The sequence below is a fragment of the Aeromonas sp. 603404 genome, assembly GCF_049171775.1.
GTDB classification, from domain to species: domain Bacteria; phylum Pseudomonadota; class Gammaproteobacteria; order Enterobacterales; family Aeromonadaceae; genus Aeromonas; species Aeromonas veronii_A.
Window position 1 is genome coordinate 134,167 of record NZ_JAAKPE010000009.1, and the last position, 25,570, is coordinate 159,736.

General features: G+C 61.0%; 25 protein-coding genes. 13 read left to right on the top strand and 12 right to left on the bottom strand.

Going from position 1 to position 25,570, the window contains the following annotated elements:
• Positions 1-14: 14 nt before the first annotated feature.
• The 5 genes from G5306_RS13510 to G5306_RS13530 form a co-directional block, all read right to left on the bottom strand.
• Positions 15-1,082 (bottom strand): sulfate/molybdate ABC transporter ATP-binding protein, encoded by a 1,068-nt coding sequence (locus tag G5306_RS13510; protein WP_421312982.1) that lies wholly within the window; start codon positions 1,080-1,082, stop codon positions 15-17.
• Positions 1,083-1,104: 22 nt separating this feature from the next.
• Entirely contained in the window at positions 1,105-1,995 is an 891-nt protein-coding gene (gene cysW / locus G5306_RS13515) for a sulfate ABC transporter permease subunit CysW (RefSeq protein WP_005343065.1), read from the bottom strand.
• Positions 1,992-2,831 carry a sulfate ABC transporter permease subunit CysT gene (gene cysT / locus G5306_RS13520; RefSeq protein WP_421312983.1) on the bottom strand — a complete coding sequence of 280 codons (840 nt, stop codon included), beginning with the start codon at positions 2,829-2,831 and terminating at the stop codon, positions 1,992-1,994. Before cysT ends, cysW begins: the two co-directional genes overlap by 4 nt.
• A gap of 271 nt (positions 2,832-3,102) precedes the next feature.
• The gene (locus G5306_RS13525; RefSeq protein WP_245148106.1) at positions 3,103-3,678 is read right to left on the bottom strand and encodes an RBBP9/YdeN family alpha/beta hydrolase; all 576 of its coding nucleotides are present in this window, start codon (positions 3,676-3,678) and stop codon (positions 3,103-3,105) included.
• Between the two features lie 56 nt (positions 3,679-3,734).
• The gene (locus G5306_RS13530) at positions 3,735-4,736 is read right to left on the bottom strand and encodes a sulfate ABC transporter substrate-binding protein (RefSeq protein ID WP_058056498.1); all 1,002 of its coding nucleotides are present in this window, start codon (positions 4,734-4,736) and stop codon (positions 3,735-3,737) included.
• Positions 4,737-4,953: 217 nt separating this feature from the next.
• Between G5306_RS13530 and G5306_RS13535 the strand changes: the two genes are divergently transcribed.
• The 4 genes from G5306_RS13535 to G5306_RS13550 all read left to right on the top strand — a co-directional run bounded on the left by G5306_RS13535 (position 4,954) and on the right by G5306_RS13550 (position 7,605).
• Positions 4,954-6,216 (top strand): MgtC/SapB family protein, encoded by a 1,263-nt coding sequence (locus tag G5306_RS13535; protein ID WP_245148107.1) that lies wholly within the window; start codon positions 4,954-4,956, stop codon positions 6,214-6,216.
• An 86-nt stretch (positions 6,217-6,302) separates the two neighbouring features.
• Positions 6,303-6,893, top strand: a complete 591-nt coding sequence (locus G5306_RS13540; RefSeq protein ID WP_245148108.1) for a sugar O-acetyltransferase — start codon at positions 6,303-6,305, stop codon at positions 6,891-6,893.
• Positions 6,890-7,228, top strand: a complete 339-nt coding sequence (locus G5306_RS13545) for a DUF1294 domain-containing protein (protein WP_139442953.1) — start codon at positions 6,890-6,892, stop codon at positions 7,226-7,228. Before G5306_RS13540 ends, G5306_RS13545 begins: the two co-directional genes overlap by 4 nt.
• A 164-nt stretch (positions 7,229-7,392) precedes the next feature.
• Positions 7,393-7,605: a hypothetical protein gene (locus G5306_RS13550; protein WP_245148109.1), complete on the top strand. Its 213-nt coding sequence runs from the start codon at positions 7,393-7,395 to the stop codon at positions 7,603-7,605.
• Positions 7,606-7,690: 85 nt separating this feature from the next.
• On the opposite strand, the gene yrfG is transcribed toward G5306_RS13550, so the two are convergent.
• On the bottom strand, positions 7,691-8,371 hold the full coding sequence (gene yrfG, locus G5306_RS13555; RefSeq protein ID WP_219264772.1) for a GMP/IMP nucleotidase: 681 nt from the start codon (positions 8,369-8,371) through the stop codon (positions 7,691-7,693).
• A 145-nt stretch (positions 8,372-8,516) separates the two neighbouring features.
• On the opposite strand from yrfG, the gene nudE reads away from it, so the two are divergent.
• The 3 genes from nudE (at position 8,517) to G5306_RS13570 (ending at position 11,684) form a co-directional block, all read left to right on the top strand.
• Entirely contained in the window at positions 8,517-9,125 is a 609-nt protein-coding gene (gene nudE / locus G5306_RS13560) for an ADP compounds hydrolase NudE (protein WP_064338850.1), read from the top strand.
• Positions 9,126-9,162: 37 nt separating this feature from the next.
• Positions 9,163-9,975: a 3'(2'),5'-bisphosphate nucleotidase CysQ gene (cysQ, locus tag G5306_RS13565; protein WP_005357849.1), complete on the top strand. Its 813-nt coding sequence runs from the start codon at positions 9,163-9,165 to the stop codon at positions 9,973-9,975.
• A gap of 437 nt (positions 9,976-10,412) precedes the next feature.
• Positions 10,413-11,684, top strand: a complete 1,272-nt coding sequence (locus G5306_RS13570; protein ID WP_421312984.1) for an aromatic amino acid transport family protein — start codon at positions 10,413-10,415, stop codon at positions 11,682-11,684.
• Positions 11,685-11,752: 68 nt separating this feature from the next.
• On the opposite strand, the gene G5306_RS13575 is transcribed toward G5306_RS13570, so the two are convergent.
• The 3 genes from G5306_RS13575 to metJ all read right to left on the bottom strand — a co-directional run bounded on the left by G5306_RS13575 (position 11,753) and on the right by metJ (position 13,262).
• Positions 11,753-12,091 (bottom strand): tRNA-binding protein, encoded by a 339-nt coding sequence (locus G5306_RS13575; protein WP_040067328.1) that lies wholly within the window; start codon positions 12,089-12,091, stop codon positions 11,753-11,755.
• 71 nt (positions 12,092-12,162) lie between these two features.
• Complete coding sequence (locus G5306_RS13580) at positions 12,163-12,897, bottom strand: AraC family transcriptional regulator (protein WP_270905171.1); 735 nt, start codon at positions 12,895-12,897, stop codon at positions 12,163-12,165.
• A gap of 41 nt (positions 12,898-12,938) precedes the next feature.
• Complete coding sequence (gene metJ, locus G5306_RS13585) at positions 12,939-13,262, bottom strand: met regulon transcriptional regulator MetJ (RefSeq protein WP_005340251.1); 324 nt, start codon at positions 13,260-13,262, stop codon at positions 12,939-12,941.
• 205 nt (positions 13,263-13,467) lie between these two features.
• On the opposite strand from metJ, the gene metB reads away from it, so the two are divergent.
• Together metB and G5306_RS13595 are read left to right on the top strand one after the other, a co-directional pair.
• A complete protein-coding gene (gene metB, locus G5306_RS13590) occupies positions 13,468-14,640 on the top strand; it encodes a cystathionine gamma-synthase (protein ID WP_159157706.1) in 1,173 nt (390 codons plus the stop codon).
• Positions 14,640-17,096, top strand: a complete 2,457-nt coding sequence (locus G5306_RS13595) for a bifunctional aspartate kinase/homoserine dehydrogenase II (protein ID WP_421312985.1) — start codon at positions 14,640-14,642, stop codon at positions 17,094-17,096. The genes metB and G5306_RS13595 overlap by 1 nt, the downstream gene beginning before the upstream one ends.
• A 92-nt stretch (positions 17,097-17,188) precedes the next feature.
• Here the strand turns inward: G5306_RS13595 and G5306_RS13600 are convergent, their stop codons facing one another.
• Positions 17,189-18,454, bottom strand: a complete 1,266-nt coding sequence (locus G5306_RS13600) for an inorganic phosphate transporter (protein WP_042053268.1) — start codon at positions 18,452-18,454, stop codon at positions 17,189-17,191.
• Positions 18,455-18,479: 25 nt separating this feature from the next.
• Entirely contained in the window at positions 18,480-19,160 is a 681-nt protein-coding gene (locus tag G5306_RS13605) for a TIGR00153 family protein (RefSeq protein WP_005340244.1), read from the bottom strand.
• A gap of 169 nt (positions 19,161-19,329) precedes the next feature.
• On the opposite strand from G5306_RS13605, the gene G5306_RS13610 reads away from it, so the two are divergent.
• Complete coding sequence (locus G5306_RS13610) at positions 19,330-20,298, top strand: inorganic triphosphatase (protein ID WP_421312986.1); 969 nt, start codon at positions 19,330-19,332, stop codon at positions 20,296-20,298.
• Positions 20,299-20,365: 67 nt separating this feature from the next.
• Here the strand turns inward: G5306_RS13610 and dapA are convergent, their stop codons facing one another.
• Entirely contained in the window at positions 20,366-21,238 is an 873-nt protein-coding gene (gene dapA / locus G5306_RS13615) for a 4-hydroxy-tetrahydrodipicolinate synthase (protein ID WP_043820620.1), read from the bottom strand.
• A 280-nt stretch (positions 21,239-21,518) separates the two neighbouring features.
• Between dapA and rsmC the strand changes: the two genes are divergently transcribed.
• The 3 genes from rsmC (at position 21,519) to glgA (ending at position 25,366) form a co-directional block, all read left to right on the top strand.
• Complete coding sequence (gene rsmC / locus G5306_RS13620) at positions 21,519-22,547, top strand: 16S rRNA (guanine(1207)-N(2))-methyltransferase RsmC (protein ID WP_421312987.1); 1,029 nt, start codon at positions 21,519-21,521, stop codon at positions 22,545-22,547.
• Positions 22,548-22,698: 151 nt separating this feature from the next.
• On the top strand, positions 22,699-23,916 hold the full coding sequence (gene glgC, locus G5306_RS13625; protein WP_216952148.1) for a glucose-1-phosphate adenylyltransferase: 1,218 nt from the start codon (positions 22,699-22,701) through the stop codon (positions 23,914-23,916).
• Positions 23,906-25,366, top strand: coding sequence for a glycogen synthase GlgA (gene glgA, locus G5306_RS13630; protein WP_421312988.1), 1,461 nt, complete (start codon positions 23,906-23,908; stop codon positions 25,364-25,366). Before glgC ends, glgA begins: the two co-directional genes overlap by 11 nt.
• Positions 25,367-25,570: the final 204 nt, after the last annotated feature.

The following is a 25,570-nucleotide window of genomic DNA, read 5'->3' on the forward strand; positions in this document are numbered from 1 at the left end:
CCCGCAACACAACATCAAATCTGGTAATCGGGATAGAACTGCGCCTGCCTGGCCACCAGCCTCACCCCCTGTCCCGGGGCAAACAGTTTGGCCGCCTCCTTGCTCAGCTCCGCCTCGTAGTGGGCCCCTTTGGTCTCGCCATCGCCACGCAGCTCCACCCGAATGCGTGGCCCCATAGGCAGCAGACGGGTGATGGTGGCGCGGATCCCGCCCGGCGCATCGGCTGGCAAGATCTCCAGCTCATGGGGACGGACATAGGCGATGGCGGCACTGCCGTTTGCCAGATGAGAAGCCGACGGCCCGCCGAGCAGCTGCTCGCCGATGCCGAATCCCTGCTCCGCCACCCGACCGCGGAACTGGTTCACGCTGCCGAGGAAGCTGTGGACGAAGGAGCTGGCGGGCTGGTCGTAGACCTCGGCCGGGGTGCCGATCTGCTCGACCCGTCCGGCGTTCATCAGCACCACCCGATCCGCTACCTCCAGCGCCTCTTCCTGATCGTGGGTGACGAACAGGCTGGTGACGTGCAGCTCGTCGTGCAGCTCGCGCAGCCAGCGGCGCAGCTCCTTGCGCACCTGCGCATCGAGGGCGCCGAAGGGCTCGTCCAAGAGCAGTACCTTGGGCTGTACCGCCAGCGCGCGGGCCAGCGCGACCCGCTGACGCTGACCGCCGGAGAGCTGGGTCGGATAGCGCTCGGCCACGTGGCTGAGTTGCACCAGATCCAGCAGCTCCTTGACCCGGGCGCGAATGGCCGCCTCGGCCGGGCGCTCGCTGCGCGGTTTGACCCTAAGGCCAAACGCTACGTTTTCGAACACCGTCATGTGGCGAAACAGGGCGTAGTGCTGGAACACGAAGCCGACGTTGCGCTCACGCACATGGAGATCCGAGGCATCCTCGCCACGGATGATGACGTGGCCAGAGTCGGCCTGCTCCAGCCCGGCGATGATCCGCAGCAGGGTGGTCTTGCCACAGCCGGAGGGGCCAAGCAGCGCCACCAGCTCACCGTCGTGAAAGTCGAGGTTGATGTCTGCCAGCGCCGCGTACTGATTGAAATGCTTGTTGAGTTGTTGAACCTGAATGCTCATGGCTGCCTCTTTAAAACGGTGATCAGTGAGATTTGGTGGGCTGGGCACGCAGCCGGGCCAACAGGGTTTCCCCCAGCAGGGTGAAGATCCCGAACAGAGCCAAGAGGCTTGCCACTGCAAAGGCGGCGCCGGTCTGGTACTCGTTGTAGAGGATTTCGATATGCAGCGGCAGGGTATTGGTCTGGCCGCGAATATGGCCGGAAACTACCGACACAGCGCCAAACTCCCCCACTGCGCGGGCGGTACAGAGCAGCAGGCCGTACATCAGGCTCCAGCGAATGCCGGGCAGGGTGACGCGCCAGAACATCTGCAGACCGCTCGCCCCCAGCATGATGGCGGCTTCTTCCTCTTCCGGGCCGCGCGCCTCCATCTGGGGCAGCAGCTCGCGCACCACGAAAGGCACGGTAATGAAGGTGGTGGCCAGGATGATCCCCGGGGTGGCGAAGATGATCTTGATGTCATGTTCGCTCAACCAGTCACCAAACCAGCCGCGGCTGCCGAACATCAACACCAGCATCAGACCGGCGATCACCGGCGACACCGAGAAGGGCAGATCGATGATGGTGATGAGCAGCTGCCGACCGGGGAAGCGGAAACGGGCGATGGCCCAGGCCGCCGCGATCCCGAACAGCAGATTGAGGGGAACGGCGCAGAGGGTCACCAACGCGGTGAGACCGAGGGCGCTCAAGGCATCCGGCTCGCTGATGGCGTGCCAGAAGAAGGCGAGCCCCGGCGTCAGCGCCTGAATAAAGACGGTGGCCAACGGCAGCAGCAGCAGGGCGGCAAACCAGCCCAAACCGACCGTGATGAGCAGCCACTTGACCCACTGGGGTTCACGGATCACGACCGGCGCCTTGCGAGCGGGGGTCGCCTCCACAGAGGCCGCCTCAATGGCGATAGCAGATGAACTCATATCCGGCTCCCTCCGATGCGAGACCAGCTCCAGGCCTGCAACTTGTTGATTAGCAGTAACAAAATGAATGAGATCAGCAGCATCACCACAGCAATGGCAGAGGCACCGGCGTAGTCATACTCCTCCAGGTGGCTCATGATCATCAGCGGCGCGATTTCCGAGACCATCGGCAGGTTGCTGGCGATAAAGATGACGGAGCCGTACTCCCCCACCCCGCGGGCAAACGCCAGCGCAAAGCCGGTGAGCAGGGCCGGGATCAGGGTCGGCCAGAGCACCCGCAGAAAGGTCTGCCAGCGATCAGCGCCGAGGCTGGCGGCGGCCTCCTCTTGCTCGGTTTCAGCCTCCCGCAGCACCGGCTGCAGGGTACGCACCACAAACGGCAATCCGATAAAGGTGAGTGCGATGACCACCCCGATAGGGTTGTAGGCGAGCTGGATGCCGAGCGGCGCCAGCAACTGGCCGATCCAGCCGTTGGGGGCGAAGATGGCGCACAGGGCGATGCCGGAAACGGCGGTCGGCATGGCGAATGGCAGGTCGATCAACGCATCCACCAGTCGACGACCGGGGAAGGTGTAGCGCACCAGGATCCAGGCCAGGATCAGGCCGAACAGGCTGTTGAGCAGCGCCGCGACAAAGGCCGCACCGAAGCTCAGGCGAAAGGAGGCGAGCACCCGGGGTGAACCGATCACCTGCCAGAACTCGGCGGCGGTCAGGTTGTTGATCGCAAACAGCACCAGGGCCGAGAGCGGCAACAGCACCAGCAGGCCCAGATAGAGCAGGCTGAACCCCAGGGTGGGGCCAAAACCGGGCAGGACAGAATAAGAACCAAATCGCATAACACATCCATCTGTTATGAAGAATTTTCGATATGGTGATTCTGCTCACTCCCCTCATCGGCAACAAACATCAATTGCGACTTTGCTAATCACTTTTTTGTCTAACCGCAGAGTCACAAGGCTCTTGGCGCACTCCAAATAAAAAAAGGTCTTTTATATAAATAAAAGACCTAAGAAATGGAGCAATACGGAGCGGAGCATTCAAAGAACGGGGGCATGGAGTAGCCAGCGAACAGCGCGCCCGACAACCCTCCAACCACTTCACAGATACCTAGCGAAAGCCCAATACGACCGGCCGGGGCGATGTGGCCTTGACCGGTGCCACTACCAGCTCACCACGGCGGTAGAGAGCCCCCAGCAAATGCAGCCCCTGATGCCAATCCCCATGACCTGACTGGGCATTGATATGGCCCGCCTCACCGGCATCGAACAGCGGCACCTGCCACTGACGGCTCCAGTATTCGGCCCGTTCAAAGCTCATCCAGGGATCATTGCGGCTGGCCACCAGCTGGGCCGATACCTGCAGCGGCCCGGCCAAGGCCTCATCCGCAATGCCAAAACGGGCAGGATCGGCGGGCGCCACCAGAAAGATCGAGGCCACCTTCTCCGGCTGCAAGCGGGCCGCCGCGATGGCGGTCAGGGCGCCGAAGGAGTGAGCCACCAGATGGACCCGGCTGCGGCGACGTTTCAGCTTGCTCGCCAGCTTGGCACTCCAGACCCTGAGGTCCGGCTTGTCCCACGGTAGCCCGGTCATCCGCTGCCATTGGGGAAAATGATCGTGCCAGCGGCTCTGCCAGTGATCCGGCCCACTGTTGTGCAGACCGGGAACCAGGAGGATCTTGTTCATCTTGGTGCTCCTATCGGCTGGCACAGGGGCCAGTTCAGTGATGGATAACGAAGCTATCAACGACCCGGCTGATAGATCTGGTCAAACAGACCGCCCTGGGCGAAGTGTTTCTTCTGGGCTTTCTCCCAATCCCCTTCCAGATCCTTGACGGTAAAGAAGGCAAGCTGCGGGAACTGGGCTGCCGTCTCCTTCAGGATCGCCGGGTTGCTGGGGCGATAGTGATGTTTGGCGACGATATGCTGCCCCTCGTCAGAGTAGAGATAATCGAGATAGGCCTTGGCCACAGCTTCGGTACCGTGCTTCTTGGCCACCTTGTCCACCACCGCGACCGGCGGCTCCGCCAGAATGGAGACCGAAGGCACCACCAGCTCGAACTTGTCGCTGGCACCCGCCTGACCAAGCACCAGCAGGGCTTCGTTCTCCCACGCCAGCAGCACGTCACCGAGACCGCGCTCGGTAAAGCTGGTGGTGGCACCGCGGGCGCCTGAGTCCAGCACCTTCACGTTCTTGAATAGATCGCCAACAAACTGCTTGGCCCCCTCTTCACTGCCGCTCTTCTTCAGGGCATAGCCCCAGGCGGCCAGATAGTTCCAGCGTGCCCCGCCGGAGGTCTTGGGGTTGGGAGTCACGATGGCGACATCCTTGCGCACCAGATCATCCCAATCCTTGATCTGCTTGGGATTGCCCTTGCGCACCAGGAAGACAATGGTGGAGGTATAGGGCGAGGCGTTGTTGCCGAGGCGACTCTGCCAGTCGGCAGCGGTCAGCCCCTCCTTGGCGATGGCGTTGACATCGTAGGCCAGCGCCAGCGATACCACGTCGGCCTCCAGTCCATCCACCACAGCGCGGGCCTGCTTGCCGGAGCCACCGTGAGACTGGCTCACCACCACGTCGTCGCCGGTTTTGGCCTTCCACTCCTTGGCAAAGGCGGCGTTGTACTCCTGAAACAGCTCGCGGGTCGGATCGTAAGAGACGTTGAGCAGGCGGATCTCGGCGGCATTGGCCTGACCAAATGCCAGCAGAGAGAGCAGGGTCAGGGCGGTCATTCGCAGTTTCATGGTGATTCTCCATATCTTGTTGGGTTGAGAACAGCATGCCGTGGAGTTGTTATGCCCAGAAGAAAGAAATAACTCTTTGCTTATCTCTTTTGCTCATATCAGGCAGCCACACGCCACAAGGAGCCAGACGCAGACTCTGTGAGCCACGCCCCTCTGTGACCTCAAGCGCTGTGCCATCATGGGAACAAGGCAGGCAGATGACGAAAAGGAAGTCGTTATGTGGATCAATGCAGAACCCGTCAACGGTGCCCTGGTCTCGCTGGCCATCGGCCTCATCATCGGGCTGGAGCGGGGCTGGCAGGTGCGCCAGCTGGGGGATAACCAGCGCATCGCCGGGATGCGTACCTACGGCCTTATCGGCCTGCTTGGCGGGGTGTGCGGTTTACTGCTGCCCACCCTGGGCCCCTGGCTACCGTTGCTCGGCCTGCTGGCGGTGGTGATCGGTTGCGGCCTCTCGGTCTGGCTGGCCCAGCGCTGGCAAGGGGAGTTTGGTCTCACCAGCTCGGTAGCCATGCTGCTCACCTATTTGCTGGGGCTGATGTCGGTACTGCTGAGCCCGAGCGAGGCGGTGGCCTGCGCCGTGCTGGCCGCCCTGTTGATGGGTTTGAAGGGACAGATCCAGCAGGGGATGCTGTTTCTCAGCGAGACCGAATTCCACGCTACCCTGCGCTTTCTGCTTATCTCGCTGGTGCTGCTGCCGGTGCTGCCCAACGAGGAGATGGGCCCCCTCGACGCCTTCAACCCCTTCAAGATCTGGCTGATGGTGGTGGTGATCGCCGGCATCTCGTTTTGTGGCCACTTCGCGGTACGCCTGCTCGGCACCCGCGCCGGACTGGTGCTCACCAGCATACTGGCGGGATTGGCCTCCTCCACCGCCCTTACCCTGCAGTTCGCCCGTCTCAACAAGGAGCAGGGCGGGCTGGAGCGACTGCTGGCCACCGGCATCCTGCTGGCAGGGGCCACCATGTGGCTGCGGCTGCTGGTACTGGTACTGCTGATTCACAGCGAACTGGCGATGCGCCTCATCGCCCCCCTGTTGCTGCTGGCCACCACAGTCTACGGCTTTGCCTTCTGGTTCTGGCGCCAGCGCGAGGAGCTAACTGACGGCCCGGTACAGCCGGAAACCAGCAACCCGCTCGATCTGTCCACCGCCATCAAGTTCGGCCTGCTGCTGGCGCTGATCGGCTTTATGGCAACGCTGCTGCAAGACAAGGTGGGCAACTCCGGGGTCTATCTGCTGTCGCTGGTGTCGGGGATCACCGATGTGGACGCCATCACGCTGTCGCTCTCCCAGCTTTCCCACAAGGAGCTGGCGCTGGAGGTGGCGGCCCGCGGCATCCTGCTGGCCGGTCTGGTCAACTCGCTGGTGAAGGGGCTGCTGGCCCTCGGCATCGGCGGGCGCAGTCTCGGGCTGCGGGTATTGCTCCCCTACTTCGTCTCGGCCCTGCTGATCCTGCCCCTCGTCTGGCCCACAGGTTGACGGGGATCACCTGCAACAAGTGACAGACTGACGGCGCCCCTGACAGTCACGTATACTGCCTGCTCTTGCAGCATGAGGAGGTAGCAATGGCGAGCGACTGGGACAAGGTACTGGCAGGCGGGGCGCTGGATGACCAGAGCGAGGAGATAGCGAACGACCGGATCCGCGGTCAGGCGCTGCTGGCCAAACTCAACAGTTCATCGGCGGGCGATGCCCCTCTGCGCCAGCAGATCTGCCGCGAGCTGTTCGGCCACTGCCCCGACTCCTGCTGGATCAGCACGCCATTTACCTGCGAGTTTGGCCGCAACATCCATATCGGCGAGAAGACCTTCTTCAACTTCAACGTCACCATTCTCGACGTGGGCGAAGTGCACATCGGCAGCCATGTGCTGCTGGCCCCCAACGTGCAGATCTACACCGCCACCCACACCATGAACTATCTGGAACGACGCAACTGGACTGCCTACAACAAGCCAGTGCGGATCGGTGACGACTGCTGGATTGGCGGCGGCGCCATCATCTGCCCCGGCGTCACCATAGGGCCGCGCTCCATCATTGGCGCCGGCGCCGTGGTCACCCGCGACATCCCGGCCGACTCGGTGGCGGTGGGCAATCCGGCCAGGGTGATCCGCACCCTCAAGCAGGACGAGGAGCGCTGCTGGGAGCTGGCCCAGTGATGGCGCTGGCACTGCTGCCACTGGGCGCAGCCCTCTGGCTCGGCCTCGGCGAGCAGCAGTGGTGGCCGCTGGCCGTGTTGCTCACCATGAGCCTGCTCACGGTGGCCGCCTACGCCTGGGACAAGCGGCAGGCAGTGCGCGGCGAGTGGCGCATTCCCGAATCGAGGCTCCATCTGCTGGAGCTGTGCGGCGGCTGGCCGGGCGCACTGGTGGCCCGCCAGTGGTTGCGTCACAAGACCCAGAAGCGCAGCTACCGGCTGGTCTTCTGGTTTATCGTGCTGCTGCACCTCACCCTGTGGGCCCTCTGGCTTGGCCGCCCCCTCTGGCAGCAATAGCCACCCGGGTAAGCAAGGTGGTGGCTTGGCCGCCCTCTCTGGCAGCAATAGCCAACTGCATCACAAAGGCGAAACGGGGCCCATTGCGGCCAATTGGCGGCTATGAGAAAACAGAACGGATCCATCAGCGTTTTCGCCGTTTATAGACGACAAGGAGTCGTGACATGACCATGTGGACAGGCATAGTCCTGATCGTATTTATCAGCATATTGTTCGGATATCTCGGCAAACGGGCTCGCTACCAGATGGGGGATGCCCGCATCACCGATCGCCTCGGCAAGCAGGATATGATCATAAGAGAGCTACAGGAGCGGATCGCCAATCTGGAGGCGATCGTCATCGAGGAAGAGAAACGGCGCCCGTTTCGGGAGCTGTGATTTTTCGCCATCAGGCGTCAGATAACCAAAATTCAAATCAAAGAAAGAGGGCTGCATGATGCAGCCCTCTCTCGTTTCAGCAAATTCAGATTGCCAGCGGCAGCAACTCCGCATAATCGCGGATCGCCGGAAAAGCGGTGATGTTCTGCTCCGGCTTGCAGCTGTCCGGATTCTGGATCGCCAGCTGATAGCCGATACCGTAGTCGGCGGCAGCCCGCAGGATCCGCTCGCTATCATCCACAAACAGGGTACGGGCCGGATCGAACGCCAGCCGCTGTGCCAGCGCCTGCCAGCAGTACTGGCTCTCCTTCGACCAGCCCAGCTCGTGGGTACTCACCATCAAATCCAGATGATCGCTTAGTCCCAACTGCGCATCCTTCACCGACAGGCTGGCAGGGTGGGCATTGGTAAAGAGCACCAACTGCTTGCCCGCGGCGCGCAGCTCGGCCAGAAAGGGGATGGCGTGAGGACGCCACTGGATCTTCGCCAGCAGCTCCTGCTTGAGGGCACGAATATCGAGCCCCAGGGTCTCGCTCCAGTAATCCACGCAGTACCAGTTGAGGGTGCCGTTGACGGCGTGATAGTGGACGTCGATCTGCGCTTTGGCTTCATCCAGCGGCAGACCGAGCCGCTCGGCGTAACGCTCCGGCACCAGCTGCTGCCAGAGGTGGTTGTCAAAATGCAGATCGATCAGGGTGCCATCCATATCGAGCAAGACGGTATCTATCTGGTGCCAGGGCAAGGTGGTGGAGCAGGAGTGTGGCATCGGGCCTCTTGATCGCTGATCTCGGAAAACGGGGCGGCAGTATAACGGATTTTTCCTCCCCCCTTTGCCATCCCTGGCCCGTGGTGTTCGGTGTGAGAGTCGTTTACTCTTGAAGCACGATTTTTTAACGAGCAGCCAGCGTCCGATGAGCGACCCTCACAAGAGCAAACCCGAGCACATCTCAGCCGACCAACTGGATCACCCCAAGAGCAAGCCGGAGATCCTCAAGGCCGATATCGTGGCCGAGAGCCGACTGTTCAAGGTGGAATCGCTACACCTCAAATTCTCCAATGGCGAAGAGCGGGTCTACGAGCGGATGCGCGGCGGCAACCGGGGCGCCGTCATGGTGGTGCCGCTGTTCGATGCCCACACCCTGCTGCTGGTGCGCGAATATGCCGCCGGCACCCACTCCTACGAGCTGGGCTTTCCCAAGGGGCTGATCGACCCGGGCGAAGATGCCTTCGAGGCGGGCAACCGGGAGCTGATGGAGGAGGCGGGGTTTGGCGCCAACAGCCTGACCCTGCTCAAACAGGTGTCGCTGGCCCCCGGTTACTTCTCCAGTCGGATGGATATTTTGCTGGCGCGGGATCTCTTCCCCGAGCAGCGGATCGGCGACGAGCCCGAACCGCTGGAGGTGATCCCCTGGCCCCTCAACCGGATCGACGAATTGCTGGCGCGACCCGACTTCACCGAGTCGCGCAGCATCAGTGCCCTGCTCTTGGCCCAGAAGTGGCTGGCCGAGCAGGCAAAGTAGCCCGCAGACGGGCAGTTAACAGACAGAGGATAACGAGATGCAGGAGTTGTTGGCCTGGGTGCCGGGGGTCAAGGAGATTGCCCGCGAAGCCGGAAGGATCCTTCACGACATCTATCATGGCGGTCAGTTCGAGCGTCAGCTGAAGGAGGATGCCACTCCGGTCACCAGTGCCGATCTTGCTGCCGATGCCTACCTCAAACAGGCGCTTTCGGCGCTCACTCCCCACGTTCCCGTGCTGACCGAAGAGGCGGCCGACATCCCCTTCAGCCAGCGATCCAACTGGCGGCAATACTGGCTGGTGGATCCCCTCGACGGCACTGGCGAATTTATCGCGGGCAGCGGCGACTTCGCCACCCTGATCGCCCTGGTGCGGGACAATGTGCCGGTGCTCGGGGTCATCTACGCCCCCGAGTCCAATGTGCTCTACTGGGCGGTGCGCGGCTACGGCGCCTTCAAGGAGGTGAATGGCGAAGTGTTGCCCATCAGCGCCATGCATCACGAGCATGATCAGCCCGACTCACTGGTGGTGGCTATCAGCCGCCGCCAGAAGCTGGAGAACCTCACCCGCCGCCTCAACCCGGCCATCAACTACGAGCTGATCCCGCTTGGTTCCAGCTCCCTCAAATCCTGTCTGGTGGCGGAAGGGGCAGCCGATTGCTACGTGCGGCTCGGCCCCACCGGCGAGTGGGACACCGCCGCCGCCCAGTGCATCGTCGAGGCGGCCGGTGGCCGCATCCTCAGCCTGGCGTTGCAGCCACTCAGTTACAACGAAACCGAGTCGCTGGAGAACCCTGACTTTATCGTGATGGGGGATCCGGATCTCGCCTGGGGCAACATTCTGGCCCACTAAACGGATAGCGATATCATCACACCAGACAAGCAGGCGGCCCGATGGCCGCCTGCTTTTTCAGGGAAGTTGCCCCGGGTGATGGCCGGTGTGATCCGCTGGTCAAGACGCTCTTGAACAGCGTGATACGCTGGCAAAGCGGCAAAATGATAGTGAAACATCACAATCGGTCGGCGAGAAATGGTACGATTTTTCACGTAATTCTGAAAACACCTGATTAGCCAAAATAAAAAAACGAGAGCAGATTAAATTTTGGTTTTATATTTCACAAAAATCACAAATATCAGTTTTGTTCCATTCTGTGAACCAGATTCCATTCCCAATCTCGCTGGCTAAACCCCGCAATGGCAGTGATATGTTTCAGTCTCGCTTTTTGAGAATTAAATCCCGATAAACCACAATGAACTCAGATTAAAACACTAACAAAAAGTGAATTAGTAATGAGTTTATCTGTAGAGGCTACCAAGGAGCTATCCGGTTCCTGCTCCACCACTGCCAGCATCACCCGCTGGCGCCGTCACGACACCCACTGGGTTATCAGCCTGTTTGGCACCGCCGTTGGCGCCGGTATCCTGTTCCTGCCCATCAATCTGGGTCTGGGCGGGATCTGGCCTCTCGTCATCGTCGCGGTACTGGCAGGCCCCATGACCTTCCTCGCCCACCGCGGGCTGGCGCGCTTCGTGCTTTCCTCTTCGCACCCCCACGCCGACGTCACTGAAGTGGCGGAGGAGCACTTCGGCAAGATGGCCGGTCGCCTCATCTCGGCGCTCTATTTCCTCTCCATCTTCCCGATCCTGCTCATCTACGGGGTCGGGCTGACCAACACGGTAGAGAGCTTCATGGTCAACCAACTCGGCATGGCGACCCCAGATAGAGTGATGCTCTCCGGCGTGCTGGTGTTTGCCATGATCGCTGTGATGCTGGCGGGTGAGAAAGCGATGCTGCGCGCCTTCGCCTTTATGGTCTATCCGCTGGCGGCCATTCTGGCGGCCCTCTCCTGCTACCTGATCCCTCAGTGGCAATGGCCGGAAGTGACCGCGTTTGAAGGGGTCAGCTTCCTCAATACCGTCTGGCTGGCACTGCCGGTCACCGTGTTCGCCTTCAGCCACGCCGCCGCCATCTCCGGCTTTGCCAACGTGCAGCGCCGTGAATATGGCGAGCAGGCGGAAGCCAAGAGCGGCCTGATCCTGCGCAACACCACAGTGATGCTTGTGGGCTTCGTGCTGTTCTTCGTCTTCTCCTGCGTGCTGAGCCTCTCGCCAGCCCAGCTGGCTGAAGCCAAGGCCCAGAACGTCTCTGTGCTCTCCTATCTCGCCAACATCACCGACAACCCGGTGATCGTGACTCTGGGGCCGCTCATCGCCTTTATCGCCATCAGCTCCTCCTTCCTCGGCCACTTCCTCGGTGCCCGCGAAAGCCTCAAAAGCCTGCTCGCCAAGCCCACCGGTCTGCCGCTGGCCAAGGCGGACAAACTGGGTATCGCCCTGATGTTCTTCGCCATCTGGGGTGCCGCCGTCATCAACCCGGGCATTCTGGGACTGATGGAGACCCTCTCCGGCCCGGTCATCGCCATGATCCTGTTCATCATGCCGGTAATTGCCATCTACAAGGTGGAGGCGCTGGCCCGCTTCCGTCACGGCTGGACCAACGGTTTTATCCTGCTGACCGGTTCGCTGGCGGTATCGGCGCTGATCTTCAGCCTGTTGAAGTAACGGCGAGCAACAAGCAAAAAGAGAGGCGACCCCGGGGTCGCCTCTCTTGTCTCTGTTCGGGTATGAACTCAGCCCAGCTTGGCGCCGTTCTCCACCGCCCGCTCGGGGATAGCCATCACTACGGCGCCATCCGGCCGGTAGAAACCGGTCAGCAGAAACTCCGACTGAAACGGCCCTATCTGTTTGGTCGGGAAGTTGACTACGGCGATGATCTGGCGGCCCACCAGCTGCTCTGGCTGGTAGAGGGCGGTGATCTGAGCACTGCTCTTGCGAATCCCCAGTTCAGGGCCAAAATCCGCCCACACCTTGTAGGCTGGTTTGCGCGCTTCGGGGAACGGCTCGACCCGCACCAGGGTGCCCACCCTCAGCTCCACCATCTCGAAATCCTGCCAGCTAATCGTCTCCATTTCGGCTCCTGTTTATCGTGCACCTGCATGAGCCGCAGCATGGCCCAAAGAGAGCATCCCGTCTTCGGCGATCAGCCGTTTCGTTGCGGCAGGCGGCCGTTTTGCTGACGCCAGAGGGATGGAGTGAGCCCGCTCTCGGCCAGGAAGCGCTCGCTGAAGGCCCCCTGATTCTGGTAACCGCAGCGGCTGGCAATCTCGCCAACAGGCAGTTGCGTACCGGCAATCAGGGTGCGCGCCAGTGCCATGCGCCGACTGCGAATGTAGTGGGAGACGCTCATCCCCAGCTGCTGGCGAAAAGCGAGCTTGAACTGGCTCTGGCCAAGGCAGGCGATGGCGGCGAGTTGCTGATTGGTCAGCGGGGCGGCAAGGTTGGCCTCGATATGGCGCTGCACCTTGAGGATGCGAGCGGCAAGACGCGGAGTGGCAGTGCTCTGCATCCCCTGCCCTTCCGCCAGCAGGGAGAGCCACACCTGCTCCATGCCCGCCACCTGCCGCCCCTCGGCCACCATGCGGTGCAGAAAAGCGAGGTAGTGACGCTGGGGTTCATCCAGCTCGATAAAGGGGCGGGCCGCCAGATCGCCGGGTAGCCAGTCGCTCTCCTGCACCAGAAACGAAAGCGCCGGATCGGCGGCATAATCGTGCCGCTCGCCGGGACCGATGACGCAGGCAGAACCGGGGACAAGCCTGCGCCCCCGGCCCTGCACCTCGATCTCGAGGGGGCCGTCGAGGGGGATCACCAGTTGGGCAAAGTCGTGGCTATGACTGCAGACGTGGTGGTGATAGTGGCGCAGGCTGAAGCGGGACATGGCAGATAGCAATGACGCGGCCAGGGCCGCGTCATTGGGGGTTATTCCTTGTCGAAATCTTCGATCTCTTTGCCCAGCGCTTCCATGATGGCGCGCGCTTCGGCCGGGACGCTGTCCGGTTGATCCTTGCGCAAGTCTTCGTCGCAAGGGAGCGGCTGGCCGGTGAAAGCGTGCAGGAAGGCTTCACAGAGCAGCTCGCTGTTGGTCGCATGACGCAGGTTGTTCACCTGACGGCGGGTGCGCTCATCGGTCAACACTTTCAACACCTTGAGCGGGATCGAGACGGTAATCTTCTTGACCTGTTCGCTCTTCTTACCGTGTTCCGCGTAGGGGCTGACGTAGTCGCCGTTCCACTCTGTTCCCATGACTCACCTGTTCTCATTTAGCCGTGAGCGCGGATTTTAACCCTTAAGGAAATTAATGGCAATCCAACAGCAAAGCCATTTAGACGTCTGGAAGTGTTGACGGCTTTTTTAAGCTGGCGTAGTGTGGTTGTCCATGAGCCCACAGTGGCGGGATGGCGCGTGGCAGCAAGATGCCGGCGTGTGAAGAGACATCAAGGAGAGTGATATGACCCACAAGGCCACCCTGGCGGTTCGCACCGGGATTGAGACAGACCAGCAACACGGTGCCGTGGTGCCCCCCATCTACCTCTCCAGCAACTACACCTTTGCCGACTTTGGCGAGCCCCGTCAATACGATTATGCCCGCTCCGGCAATCCGACCCGCACCAATCTGGCGGACGCGCTGGCGGCGCTGGAAGGGGGCGCTGGCGCCGTGGTCACCGGCACCGGCATGGGGGCCGTCCATCTGGTCACCACCGCCCTGCTCAAGGCGGGGGATCTGCTGCTCGCCCCCCACGACTGCTACGGCGGCACCTGGCGTCTGTTTGAGTATCTGGCGGCCAAGGGCCACTACCGGGTGCAGTTTGTCGATCAGGGGGACGAGGCCGCTCTGGCCGCCGCGCTGGAGCAAAAGCCTGCACTGGTATGGGTGGAGACCCCCTCCAACCCGCTGCTGCGGGTGGTGGATATCAGCGCCATTGCCAGCGCCGCCCACGAGGTGGGTGCACAGGTGGTGGTGGACAACACCTTCCTCTCCCCCCTGCTGCAACAGCCACTGGCACTTGGTGCCGATGTGGTGGTGCACTCCACCACCAAATACATCAACGGTCACTCCGACGTGGTGGGCGGAGTGGCGATTGCCAAGGAGGCCGCACTGGCCGAGTCGCTGGTGTGGTGGGCCAACTGTCTGGGGCTCACCTCCGGGGCGTTCGACTCCTACCTCACCCTGCGCGGCCTGCGCACTCTGGCCCCCAGATTGCGCACCCATCAGGAGAACACCGACCGCATCCTCGCCTTCCTGCAACAGCAGCCGCTGGTGAAACGCATCTATCACCCCAGCCTGCCGAGCCATCCGGGCCACGATATTGCGCGCCGTCAACAGTCCGGCTTCGGCGCCATGCTAAGTTTTGAACTCGATTGCAGCGAGGCGGGCATTCGCGCCTTTCTCGCGGCCCTCACCCTCTTCTCGGTGGCCGAGTCTCTCGGCGGGGTGGAGAGTCTGGTGGCCCATCCGGCCAGCATGACCCACAGGGCCATGACCCCGGCGGCGCAGCAGGCAGCAGGAATCAGCGCCCAGCTGCTGCGGTTGTCGGTCGGTATTGAACACGGTGAAGACCTGGTGGCCGATCTGGCTCAGGCTTTTGAACAGGCGCAGCAGGCAGAACAGGTAGCGAAGTAATGGAACAGCAGCAACAAGGAGAGATCGCGGTGGCAGCAGAAGCAGGATTGAAGCGACGTCACGTCCACAAATTCGGTGGCAGCAGTCTGGCGGATCCGGTCTGTTATCGCCGAGTCGCCAGCATCGTTGAACAACAGGTGGGTGGCGACGAGCTGATCGTAGTCTCCGCCGCCGGCAAGACCACCAACCGACTGATCCAGCTGGTGGAGCTGGCCGAAGCGGGGGACGAAGCCGCCGGTGAAGCCATCTCGGCCCTGCAGGCCTATCAGCAGAGCCTGATCGACGGCCTGCTGGAGGGTGAACTGCAGCTCGATCTGAGCAAGCAGCTGGCCGACGACATGCAGCTGATCGCCAAAACGCTGGAGGGACAGTTTGATCGCTTCGCCCGCAACGGCCTGCTCGCCTTTGGCGAAGTGTGGTCGGCGCGCCTGCTGGCAGCCCTGCTCACCAGCCGCGGCGACAAGGCCATCTGGCTCGATGCCCGCAGCTTCCTGCGCGCCGAGGATGGCGCTCTGGTCAAGGTAGATACTGCGCTCTCCAGCGAGCTGCTCAAGGCGCGACTGGCGGAGCATGCCGGTCGCATCGTGGTAACCGGCTTTATCGCTGCCGACATGGAGGGGCGCTCCCTGCTGCTCGGTCGCAACGGCTCCGACTACAGCGCCAGCCTGTTGGCGTTGCTGGCGGACGGCGAATCCACCACCATCTGGAGCGATGTGGCCGGTGTCTACAGCGCCGACCCGCGCCGGGTGAAGGAGGCTCGCCTGCTGGAGCGCCTGAGCCTCGCCGAAGCCAACGAGCTGGCCCGTCTTGGTTCTTCGGTATTGCATTCGCGCACCCTGCAACCTGTGGCCGACAGCCGCCAGCGCCTCACCCTGCGCTGCAGCTACAACCCGGACGAGGGCTGCACCCATATCCTGCGCCGCGCCCCCCGCTCCGGTGGCGCCCGCATCGTCTCCTCGGTGGATCAGATCGCCCTCATCGAGCTGAAGGTGCTGCCGCAGACCAACTATGAGCAGACGGTGGCCACCATCGAGGCCCATCTGGCCCGTCACCGCCTCCACCCGCTCACCCTGCAGCGCCAGCCGGATCGCCGGATCCTGCGCCTCGCCTACACCCTCGAGGTGGCACAAGGCGCCTTCGAGCTGCTGCGCGACTTCCAGCTGCAAGGGAGCTTCACCGGCCTCATTCAGAAAGAGGGGTACAGTCTGGTAGCGCTGGTCGGCGCCGGTGTCACCGACAACGCAGAACAGTGTCATCGCTTCTATCAGCTGCTGGCAGATCAACCGCTGGAGTTCGTCCAGGTGGCCCGAGATGGCCTGAGTCTGGTGGCCGTGCTGCGTCAGGTAGTGCTGGAGCCGCTGCTCATCGCCCTGCACAGCGCCCTCTTCAGCCGCCCGACCCGGGTCGGACTGGTGGTGTTCGGCAAGGGCAATATCGGCGGCCACTGGCTGAGCCTCTATGCCCGTGAAAAGGCACGGCTGGAACATGAACTCAATCTGGCGCTCACCCTCTACGGGGTGTTCAGCTCGGAAGGGGGCCTGCTGGATGAAGAGGGGCTCAACCCCCTCAAGGTACAGGACAACTTCAATCCCAAGCCGCTGATCTGGCCAGAGTTGCTCTCCCAGCTTGAGCAGCACGGCTTCGATGCGCTGATTGCGCTGGACATGACCGCCAGCGAAACGGTGAGCCGCTACTATCCGGATTTTGCCCAGCTCGGCATTCACATCATCGCCGCCAACAAGTTTGCCGGTGCCGCCGACAGCGAGTTCTACCAGCGCATCAAGCAAACCTGCCGTGACCATCAGGTGCAGTGGCGCTACAACGCCACCGTGGGAGCCGGGCTGCCAATCCAGTCCAGCATCCAGATGCTGCGCCAGAGCGGCGACCGCATTCAGGGGGTCTCCGGCATCTTCTCCGGCACCCTCTCCTGGCTGTTCCAGCAGTATGACGGCACCCGCCCCTTCTCCGAACTGGTGGACGAGGCGTGGCAGCACGGCCTGACCGAACCGGATCCCCGCGAGGATCTCTCCGGTCAGGATGTGCGGCGCAAGCTGCTTATTCTGGCGCGGGAGGCAGGCTTTGAGCTCGACTCCGCCGATATCGAGCTGGAGAATCTGGTGCCCGTTACGCTGCGCAAGGTGACCACCGATCAGTTTATGGACAGACTGAAAGAGCTGGATGGCCCGATCCAGACCGCCTTCGAAGGGGCCAAGCGCCTCGGCAAGGTACTGCGCTACGTCGCCCGCTTCGAGCATGACGGCAAGGCGCGGGTCGGACTGGAGGCGCTGGAGCCGCACCACCCGTTTGCCAACCTCTTGCCGTGCGACAACATCTTCGCCATCGAGAGCGACAGCTACCGCACCAACCCGCTGGTGATCCAGGGGCCGGGAGCGGGTCGGGAAGTGACCGCCGCCGCTATCCAGTACGATCTGTGGCAGATCTGCGCCAGCCTCTAAGGCTGGTATGCAAAGGGAGCAGCACCTCTCTCCCGCGCACAATAAAAAAGCCCGAGTCGATGACTCGGGCTTTTTGCTGAATGCCGCTTCGATTAGGAGAAGCAGGCCTGCAGCACGTAGAAGATGGCGATAGCCAGAATGGCACCGGCAGGCAGGGTGATGATCCAGGAGACAACGATGTTGCGCAGTACCCCCAGGTTCAGCGCCGCAATGCCGCGCGCCAGACCGACACCCATCACAGCACCGACCAGGGTCTGGGTGGTGGAGATGGGCAGACCGGTACCGGAGGCAATCACCACGGTCGCGGCAGTCGCCAGCTGGGCGGCAAAACCACGGCTCGGGGTCAGGTGAGTGATGCCGGTACCGACCGTCGCCATCACCTTCTCGCCCATAGTCGCCAGACCGATCACGATACCGATACCGCCCAGCGGCAGGATCCACCAGGCAATGGCTGCCTGACTGGAAATCTCGCCACCGGAAGCCACGATAGAGGCCACCGCAGAGAGCGGGCCGATGGCGTTGGCCACATCGTTGGAGCCATGGGCAAAGGCCATGGCACAGGCGGTGATCACCATCAGGATGCCGAACACCTTCTCCACGTTGGCGAAGTGCATCTTGCTGTCATCCTGCGGGTTGTACTTCTGACCGCGAATGTAGATCCAGCCGGCAAACGCCACTGCGATGGAGATGGCGATGGAAAGCAGAATGCCCTCGCCATCGCTCAGGTGCAGACCGACGTGGGTCAGCCCCTTCTTGATGGTCACCAGACAGATCACCAGCGCAGTCAGGAACATATAGAACGGCACATAGCGCTTGGCATTGTTCAGGGGATCATCGGTGTTGAAGATAAGCTTCTGCACGCTGATGAACATGAAGTAGGCGATGACACCTGAGATGGCCGGGGTGATGACCCAGGAGCCGACGATGCCGCCAAACTTGCTCCACTGCACCGCTTCCGGGCCAATGCTCACCACAGCGAAACCGACGATGGCGCCGATGATGGAGTGAGTGGTGGAAACAGGCCAGCCGAAGTAGGAGGCGAGGATCAACCAGGCGCCGGCCGCCAGCAGGGAGGCGATCATGCCGAGCACCAGCAGATCCGGCGTATCGGCAAAGGCGTTGCTGTCGATGATGCCGTTACGGATGGTGGCCGTCACTTCGCCACCGGCCAGATAGGCACCGGCAAATTCGAAGATCATGGCGATGATGATCGCCTGACGTATGGTCAGGGATTTGGTGCCGACCGATGTCCCCATGGCGTTGGCCACGTCATTCGCGCCAATGCCCCAAGCCATCAAAAAGCCGAACAAGGCCGCCACGAGCACCAGAGTGGTGCCGTAATTCGCGATAATGTCCATTAATAGTGTTTACCCAGTCAGTCGATTACGAACGAGCCAGCATCAGTTCCAGACGGGCGCCTACGCGCTCGGCCTGATCTGCCAGGTCACCTACCCATTCGAGGATCTTGTAAAGGAACATCACATCGATCGGATTGTAATTGTGCTCAACCGCTTGCAGCTGTTGGCGCAGTCCGATCTGCATGGTGTCTGTATCGTCCTCGATCAGATCCAGCTGATGGATCATCTCGGCAACCATTTCCACTTCCCGTCCTTTGAAGCCGGTCTCGAGCAGCTCGTCGAGCTCCCCGATCGCTTTCTCGGCCTGAGCGGTCGCATCAATACAACGTTTGAGGTAAGCCATGAAATCCGTCCGCATTTCGGCGGGGAACTCCATGCGACGACCAAGCATGCGGCCGGAGATATCCTTGGCACGGTTGGCAATCTTGTCTTGCTGGGTCAACAGCTCCAGCAGGTCGGTACGTGCAACCGGCAGGAACAGGCCGCGAGGCAGTTTCAGACGGATTTCACGCTTGAGGGTATCTGCCTCTTTTTCCAGTTGGGCGATCTGCTGCCGGATCTTCTCGGCATCTTCCCAACGGTCTTCGGCAACGGCGTCAAAGAAGGGAACCAACTGCTGGGAGCACTGGTGAACCTTGACGATATGCTTCTGCAGCGGCTTGATGGGGGACTTGGCAAAAAGCCCCAAAATAGTATTTACTGGCATGGCCAAACCTGTGTCGGTGAAAAAACACTCGATACGATTTTATGAGGCGCGCATGGTAACCGAACTGCGCCCTCAATTAAACCGCGAATTAATCTAGTCGTCTCGCGGGCATTATATCCCCGCGACCCGAATCCTGCCCCCCAAAGTTGCCTGCCAGCCCGGAATGACTATGCAAACTGAGATCGAGATAAAGTTTTTTGTCGCCCGCGACATTCAAGCCGAGTTATCCAACCTGCTGAATTCTCTTGAGATTAAAGAATCGTCACAACAGCAGCTCGGCAACGTCTATTTCGATACGCCGACCTTGGCTCTGCGCCAGCTGGAGATGGGACTGCGGATCCGCCGCTGCGACGCCTTCGCCGAGCAGACTATCAAATGCCGCGGTCAGGTGGTGGGCGGCCTGCACGCCAGACCCGAGTACAACGCTCCCGTGAGCGGCGATCTGCCGACTCTCTCGGCCTTTCCCGATGAGATTTGGCCGACCCTGACCGAGCGTGATCACATTCAGCAGCAGCTGGTCGCCCAGTTTCGTACCGACTTCCTGCGCCGCCATTGTCTGATCGCCTTCGAGGGGGCCGAGATTGAGCTGGCCTGGGATCAGGGAGAGATAGTCGGCAGTCAGGGCAGCACCACCATCAACGAGCTGGAACTGGAGCTCAAATCAGGTGCTACCGCGGCGCTGTTTGCACTGGCCCAACGCCTCGCCAGGATCGGCGGGCTGCGCCTCGGCGCCCAATCCAAGGCCCAGCGCGGCTATCGACTGGCTGGTCTTGGCAAACCGCTGGCCCTGCAGGCGCTGGTCGAACATGAAGGTATGGATGGCATAACGGGGGTAAGCGAGGGGCTGCGCCACTGGCAGCATCACGAGCAGCTCTGGCTGGAGCATCCTCAGGATAAAGGCATTCAACAGCGGGCACTCGCAGCCCTGTGCCAAGGGATCGATCTGGTCGCCCGCAGTGCGGCCACGCTGCCACAACCAACGCCCTGGCTGCCAGCATTGTCCAGCCTGCACGCCCATCTGCAAGCCCAATCGGGCAAGCAAAACGAGTGGCCTGCAGAGCTGGCCGAGCTCTTCCTCTATCCGGCATATGTCGAGTTGCAACTGGCCATCGCCGCCTGGCTGCATCACGCAGCCTGAGTGGGGCGATGTCGTAAATACAAAAGCCAAAAACAAAACGGGTGAGCCTTGGCTCACCCGTTTTGCATTACAGCAGGTTGAGCTGCTGCATGGCGCTGCGAATGCGCTCGCGAGTCGCCTCCGACAGTGGCATCACTGGTAGACGGCACTCCTCGCTGCAGAAACCGAGCAGAGAGGCTGCATACTTGGCACCAGCCGGGCTCGGCTCGGCAAACATCGCCTGATGGAGCGGAATGAGCTTGTCTTGCAGCTCACGCGCCTCTTGCCACTTGCCCGCCAGCGTGAGGTTCTGCACCTCGGCCACCAGCTTGGGCGCCACGTTGGCGGTCACCGAGATACAGCCCTGACCGCCGCCGATGTTGTAAGCAACCGCAGTGGCATCTTCACCGGAGAGCCAAGCGAAGGGCTTTTTGATCAGCTGGCGCTCGGTCCAGGGGCGCGCCAGATCGCCGGTGGCATCTTTCACCCCGGCAATGCGCGGCAGCTCGGCCAGACGGGCCAGGGTCGCGGGTTGCACGTCAACGATGGCGCGCGGCGGGATGTTGTAGACAATGATCGGCTTGGCGGTGGCATCGTGTACCGCCTTGAAGTGGTGGTAGAGCCCCTCCTGATTGGGGCGGTTGTAGTAACCGGCCACATGCAGAGTGGCATCAGCCCCCACCCGCTCGGCATGGAGGGTGTACTCGATGGCTTCGACCGGATTGTTGGAGCCCGCTCCGGCAATCACCGGAATACGGCCAGCGACCTGTTTGACCACCAGCTCCACCACCCGGCAGTGCTCGTCGTGGGTCAGGGTCGGGCTCTCCCCCGTGGTACCCACCGGCACAATGCCGTGAGTACCCTGCTCGATATGCCACTCCACCAGACGCAGCAGCGCCTCTTCATCCAGCTTTCCCTGTCGAAACGGGGTGATCAACGCAACGATTGAACCTTGAAACATGGGATCTCCTTCTCCTAAATGACGCGCATATGGCAATAAAAAACCCCGGTACGATGTGCGCAACCGGGGTTTGAAGCTTCTCAGGGATGAGAGGTTACGCGCGAACGTCGGCAGGCCCGAATTTCAGGCTTTTTTTGTGCTTTCGTTTCGACCCGTTGAACCGCATTTCGTCATCTCTGGTCAAAAAATGGTGTCTGGGCATATTTCGGGAACACGGCATAAATGTCAAGGCGAAAGGGGCTATGTATAATAGCCGCCCAAAATTGCGTGGAGAGACCCGATGAGCAGCCCTATCAGTGCCGTCAGCCAGATGCTGGAACGAAACCAAGCCCTCTTTGTCGGCAAGCGGCTACTTGTCTGTGGCGCCCTGGAGGATGACTACCCCCGCCAGCTGGCGAGCCTGGCCCGGACCCTGACCGTCTTTACCACCGATTACTGCTACTACCGCAGCCAGCAGGCCGCCCTCGGCGAGGCGATCCTGTTTGACCACCAGCTAGGTGGTGCCCCCCGCTTCGATGCCCTGTTGCTGCTGATGCCCAAGGCCAAGGCCGAGGCACAATATCTGCTGGCCATGATGACCCCCTTGCTGGAAGCGGGTGCCGATCTGTTCCTGGCCGGTGAAAACCGCGGCGGCATCAATGGCGCCGACAAGCTGCTGGCCCCCTATGGCGAAAAGCCGATAAAGCGCGATTCGGCGCGCCGCTGCTCGCTCTATCACGGTGAGCTGAGCAAGCCGGTTGAACCTTTCAATCTGGATAGCTGGTTTGGCCGCTATCAGTGCAAGGCGGATGATACCGAGCTGACCGTGCTGGCGCTGCCCGGCGTCTTCAGCGCCGCCGAGCTGGATCTCGGCACCCAGATGCTGCTGGCCGCCGTGCCACCGATGAAGGGCGAGCTGCTCGATTTTGGCTGCGGCGCCGGGGTAATTGGGTCTGTGCTGGCCAAGCGCAATCCGGATCTGCGGGTCAACATGGTGGATATCAGCGCGCTGGCGCTCGAATCGAGCCGCCGCACCCTGGCGATCAACGGTCTGCAGGGCAAGGTCACCGCTTCCGATGTCTATTCGGATGTCTCCACCCGTTTCCAGCACATCGTCTCCAACCCGCCATTCCATGCGGGTCTCAAAACCTTCTATGCGGCGACCGAGCAGTTCCTGGCCAAGGCGCCGGAATTTTTGCTGCCAAATGGTTCGCTGACCATTGTTGCCAACGCCTTCTTGCGCTATCAGCCTATACTGGAGACACACTTCAAACGGACTGAAGTGATCAGCAGTGATGACAAATTCAAGGTCTATCTGAGCAAAGTGTAATTAAGTGTAAGCAGTACAAGAAAACAGCTAGAGAGCCCCATACGGGATCTGGTAAGGTACTAAGAGCACGATAAAAACCACCCCTTTAGGGGTGTTTTTATACCGAGCTTTGAAAACCTTTTCATGTTGTTCATTCAGGGAGAGAAATACGATGGCTGGCATTTTGACCATGATCTTGGCTGGTGGCGAAGGTACTCGCCTGCAGCCTCTGACCACCACCCGCAGCAAGCCTTCCGTCCCCTTCGGTGGCAGCTACCGGCTGATCGATTTTGTCCTCAACAACTTCGTCAACGCAGACTTTCTACGCATCTATGTACTAACCCAATTCAAATCCCAGTCCCTCTATCTGCACATGAAGAAGGGGTGGAATATCGTCGGTATCACCGACCGCTTTATCGATCCCATCCCGGCCCAGATGCGGATGGGCAAACGCTGGTATGACGGCACCGCCGATGCCATCTACCAGAACCTCGGCTTTATCGAGCGGGCCGAACCGGATCACGTCTGCATCTTCGGCTCCGACCACATCTACAAGATGGATGTGAGCCAGATGGTCACTTTCCACAAACAAAAAAATGCTGCCATGACAGTCGCGGCCCTGCGCATGCCCATCGAAGAGGCGAGCGCCTTCGGGGTGATCGAGGTAGATACCGAAGGACGGATGATCGGCTTTCAGGAGAAACCGAAGCAGCCCAAGCACATTCCCGGCGATCCGACCCAGGCGCTGGTCTCCATGGGCAACTACATCTTCGAGACCGATGCCCTCTGCCGTGAGTTGAAGCGGGATGCCGCCGAGGAGAACTCCAGCCACGACTTTGGCAAGGATGTGATCCCGAGCCTCTACCCGCGCGCCCCCGTCTATGTCTATGACTACAGCACCAACGTCATCCCCGGCGAGAAACCGCACGTCTACTGGCGGGATGTGGGCACTCTCGACTCTTATTGGCAAGCGCACATGGACCTGGTGGCCGACAATCCCCCCTTCTCCCTCTATAACCGCAAGTGGCCACTGCACACCCACTATCCGGCGCTGCCACCAGCTACCTTCATCGACAGCGACGAGTGCAAGGTGAAGATAGCCAACTCGCTGATCTCCGCCGGTTGTTTCATTCAGGGCAGCCAGATCCAGCGCTCCATCCTCGGTTTCCGCTGCAATATTGGCCCCTGCAGCCACATCAGTGAGTCCGTGCTGCTGGGGGATATCAAGATTGGTGAGGGGTGCTCCATCCGGCGCGCGATCATAGATAAAAACGTTGAAATTGCGCCCGGCACCGTTATCGGTGAAAATCTCGACCACGATAGAGAGCGATTTACCGTATCCGAAGGCGGTATCGTGGTGGTACCTAAGGGAGCAAGAGTTGGCTATTAACCCACTGAAAATCCTGTTTGTTGCCTCGGAGGTTGAGGGGCTGGTCAAGACCGGGGGCCTGGCCGATGTCGCCAGAGCCCTGCCGATGTACCTGGCCCAGAAGGGGCATGATGTCAGGATCATGCTCCCCTTCTACAAGACGATAAAGCGACGGGATGAGGCCAGACTGGTCGCTTCTCGCTGGTTGCCAACCCACCCCGGGCTGCCGGATATCGGTTATCGCATCTACCAGATGGAGCTGGATGGCGTCTGCGTCTATCTGCTCGATTGCCCGCAATATTTCGATCGTCCCCAGCTCTACGCCGAGAACAATCAGGCCTATCCGGATAATGGCGAGCGCTTTGCCTTCTTCTCGGCCGCGGCCCTCCATGCCTGCGAGCAACTCGGCTTTGCGCCGGACATCGCCCACTGCAACGACTGGCACACCGGCCTGCTGCCGCTGCTGCTGAAAACCCGTCATGCCCACAACCCCTTCTTCCAGCAGACCCGCAGCGTGATCAGCATTCACAACGCGGCGTTTCAGGGGGTGTTTGGCCGCGAGCAGTTCTGGGCCATGCCCGAGATCGCCGACTACGAACGCCGCATCAACTACGACTACGGCCACGTCAATCTGCTCAAATGCGGGGTGCTCTACGCCGACAAGATCAATGCGGTCAGTCCCAACTATGCCCAGGAGCTGTTGACTCACCTCGGCGCCCACGGCATGGCGCATATCTTCCAGCAGCGGGCGGCAGATCTCTGCGGCATCCTCAACGGCTGCGACTACAAGGACTGGGATCCTGAGTTCGACGAATTCCTGCCTGCGACCTACAGCATCGACAACATGGTTGGCAAACAGATCTGCAAAGAGAGCCTGCAGCAGGAGGCGGGGCTGGCCGTGGCGGACTTGCCCATCTACGGCATGGTTTGCCGCCTGACCGAGCAGAAGGGCGTTCCCCTGCTGCTCCCTGCGCTGGAGAAATTCCTCCACCATCAGGTACAAGTGGTGATCGTCGGCTCTGGCGATCCTGCGCTCGCCACGCAACTGCAAACCATGGCCCGGGATTATCCGGGCAAGCTCGCCTTCATCAACACCTATGACGATCGGCTGGCTCATCTGGTCGAAGCCGGTGCCGACTTCTTCCTGATGCCCTCTCTGTTCGAGCCTTGCGGCCTCAACCAGATGTACAGTCTCGCCTATGGCACCCTGCCACTGGTGCGCGCCGTGGGGGGTCTGAAAGATACCGTGGTGGATTGGGATGCGGATCCCGAGCATGCTACCGGCTTCTGCTTCAACGATCCGACTGCCGCCATCCTGCTCGATACCATGCGCCGCAGCCTGCTCTATTTCCTGCAGGACAAGGAGCGTTTTGCCAAGGTGCAGCGCAATGCCATGAGCACCCGCTTCAACTGGCCTGACTCGGTCACCCAGTATGAACGGATGTATCAGAACGCATTGGGCCGTTACTGAATGCCAGACGTCGGCTAATTGCTGAAGTTTTGTACCCTTGGCGCCACTTTGGGCGTCAACAGCGAAAAAAGTCCCCTTTGGCTGTTGACGCTCCCCCAAAACTCTATAGAATCCCCCTCCGCAGTGATGCGAAGGTGGCGGAATTGGTAGACGCGCTAGCTTCAGGTGTTAGTGTCCCACGGATGTGAGGGTTCGAGTCCCTCT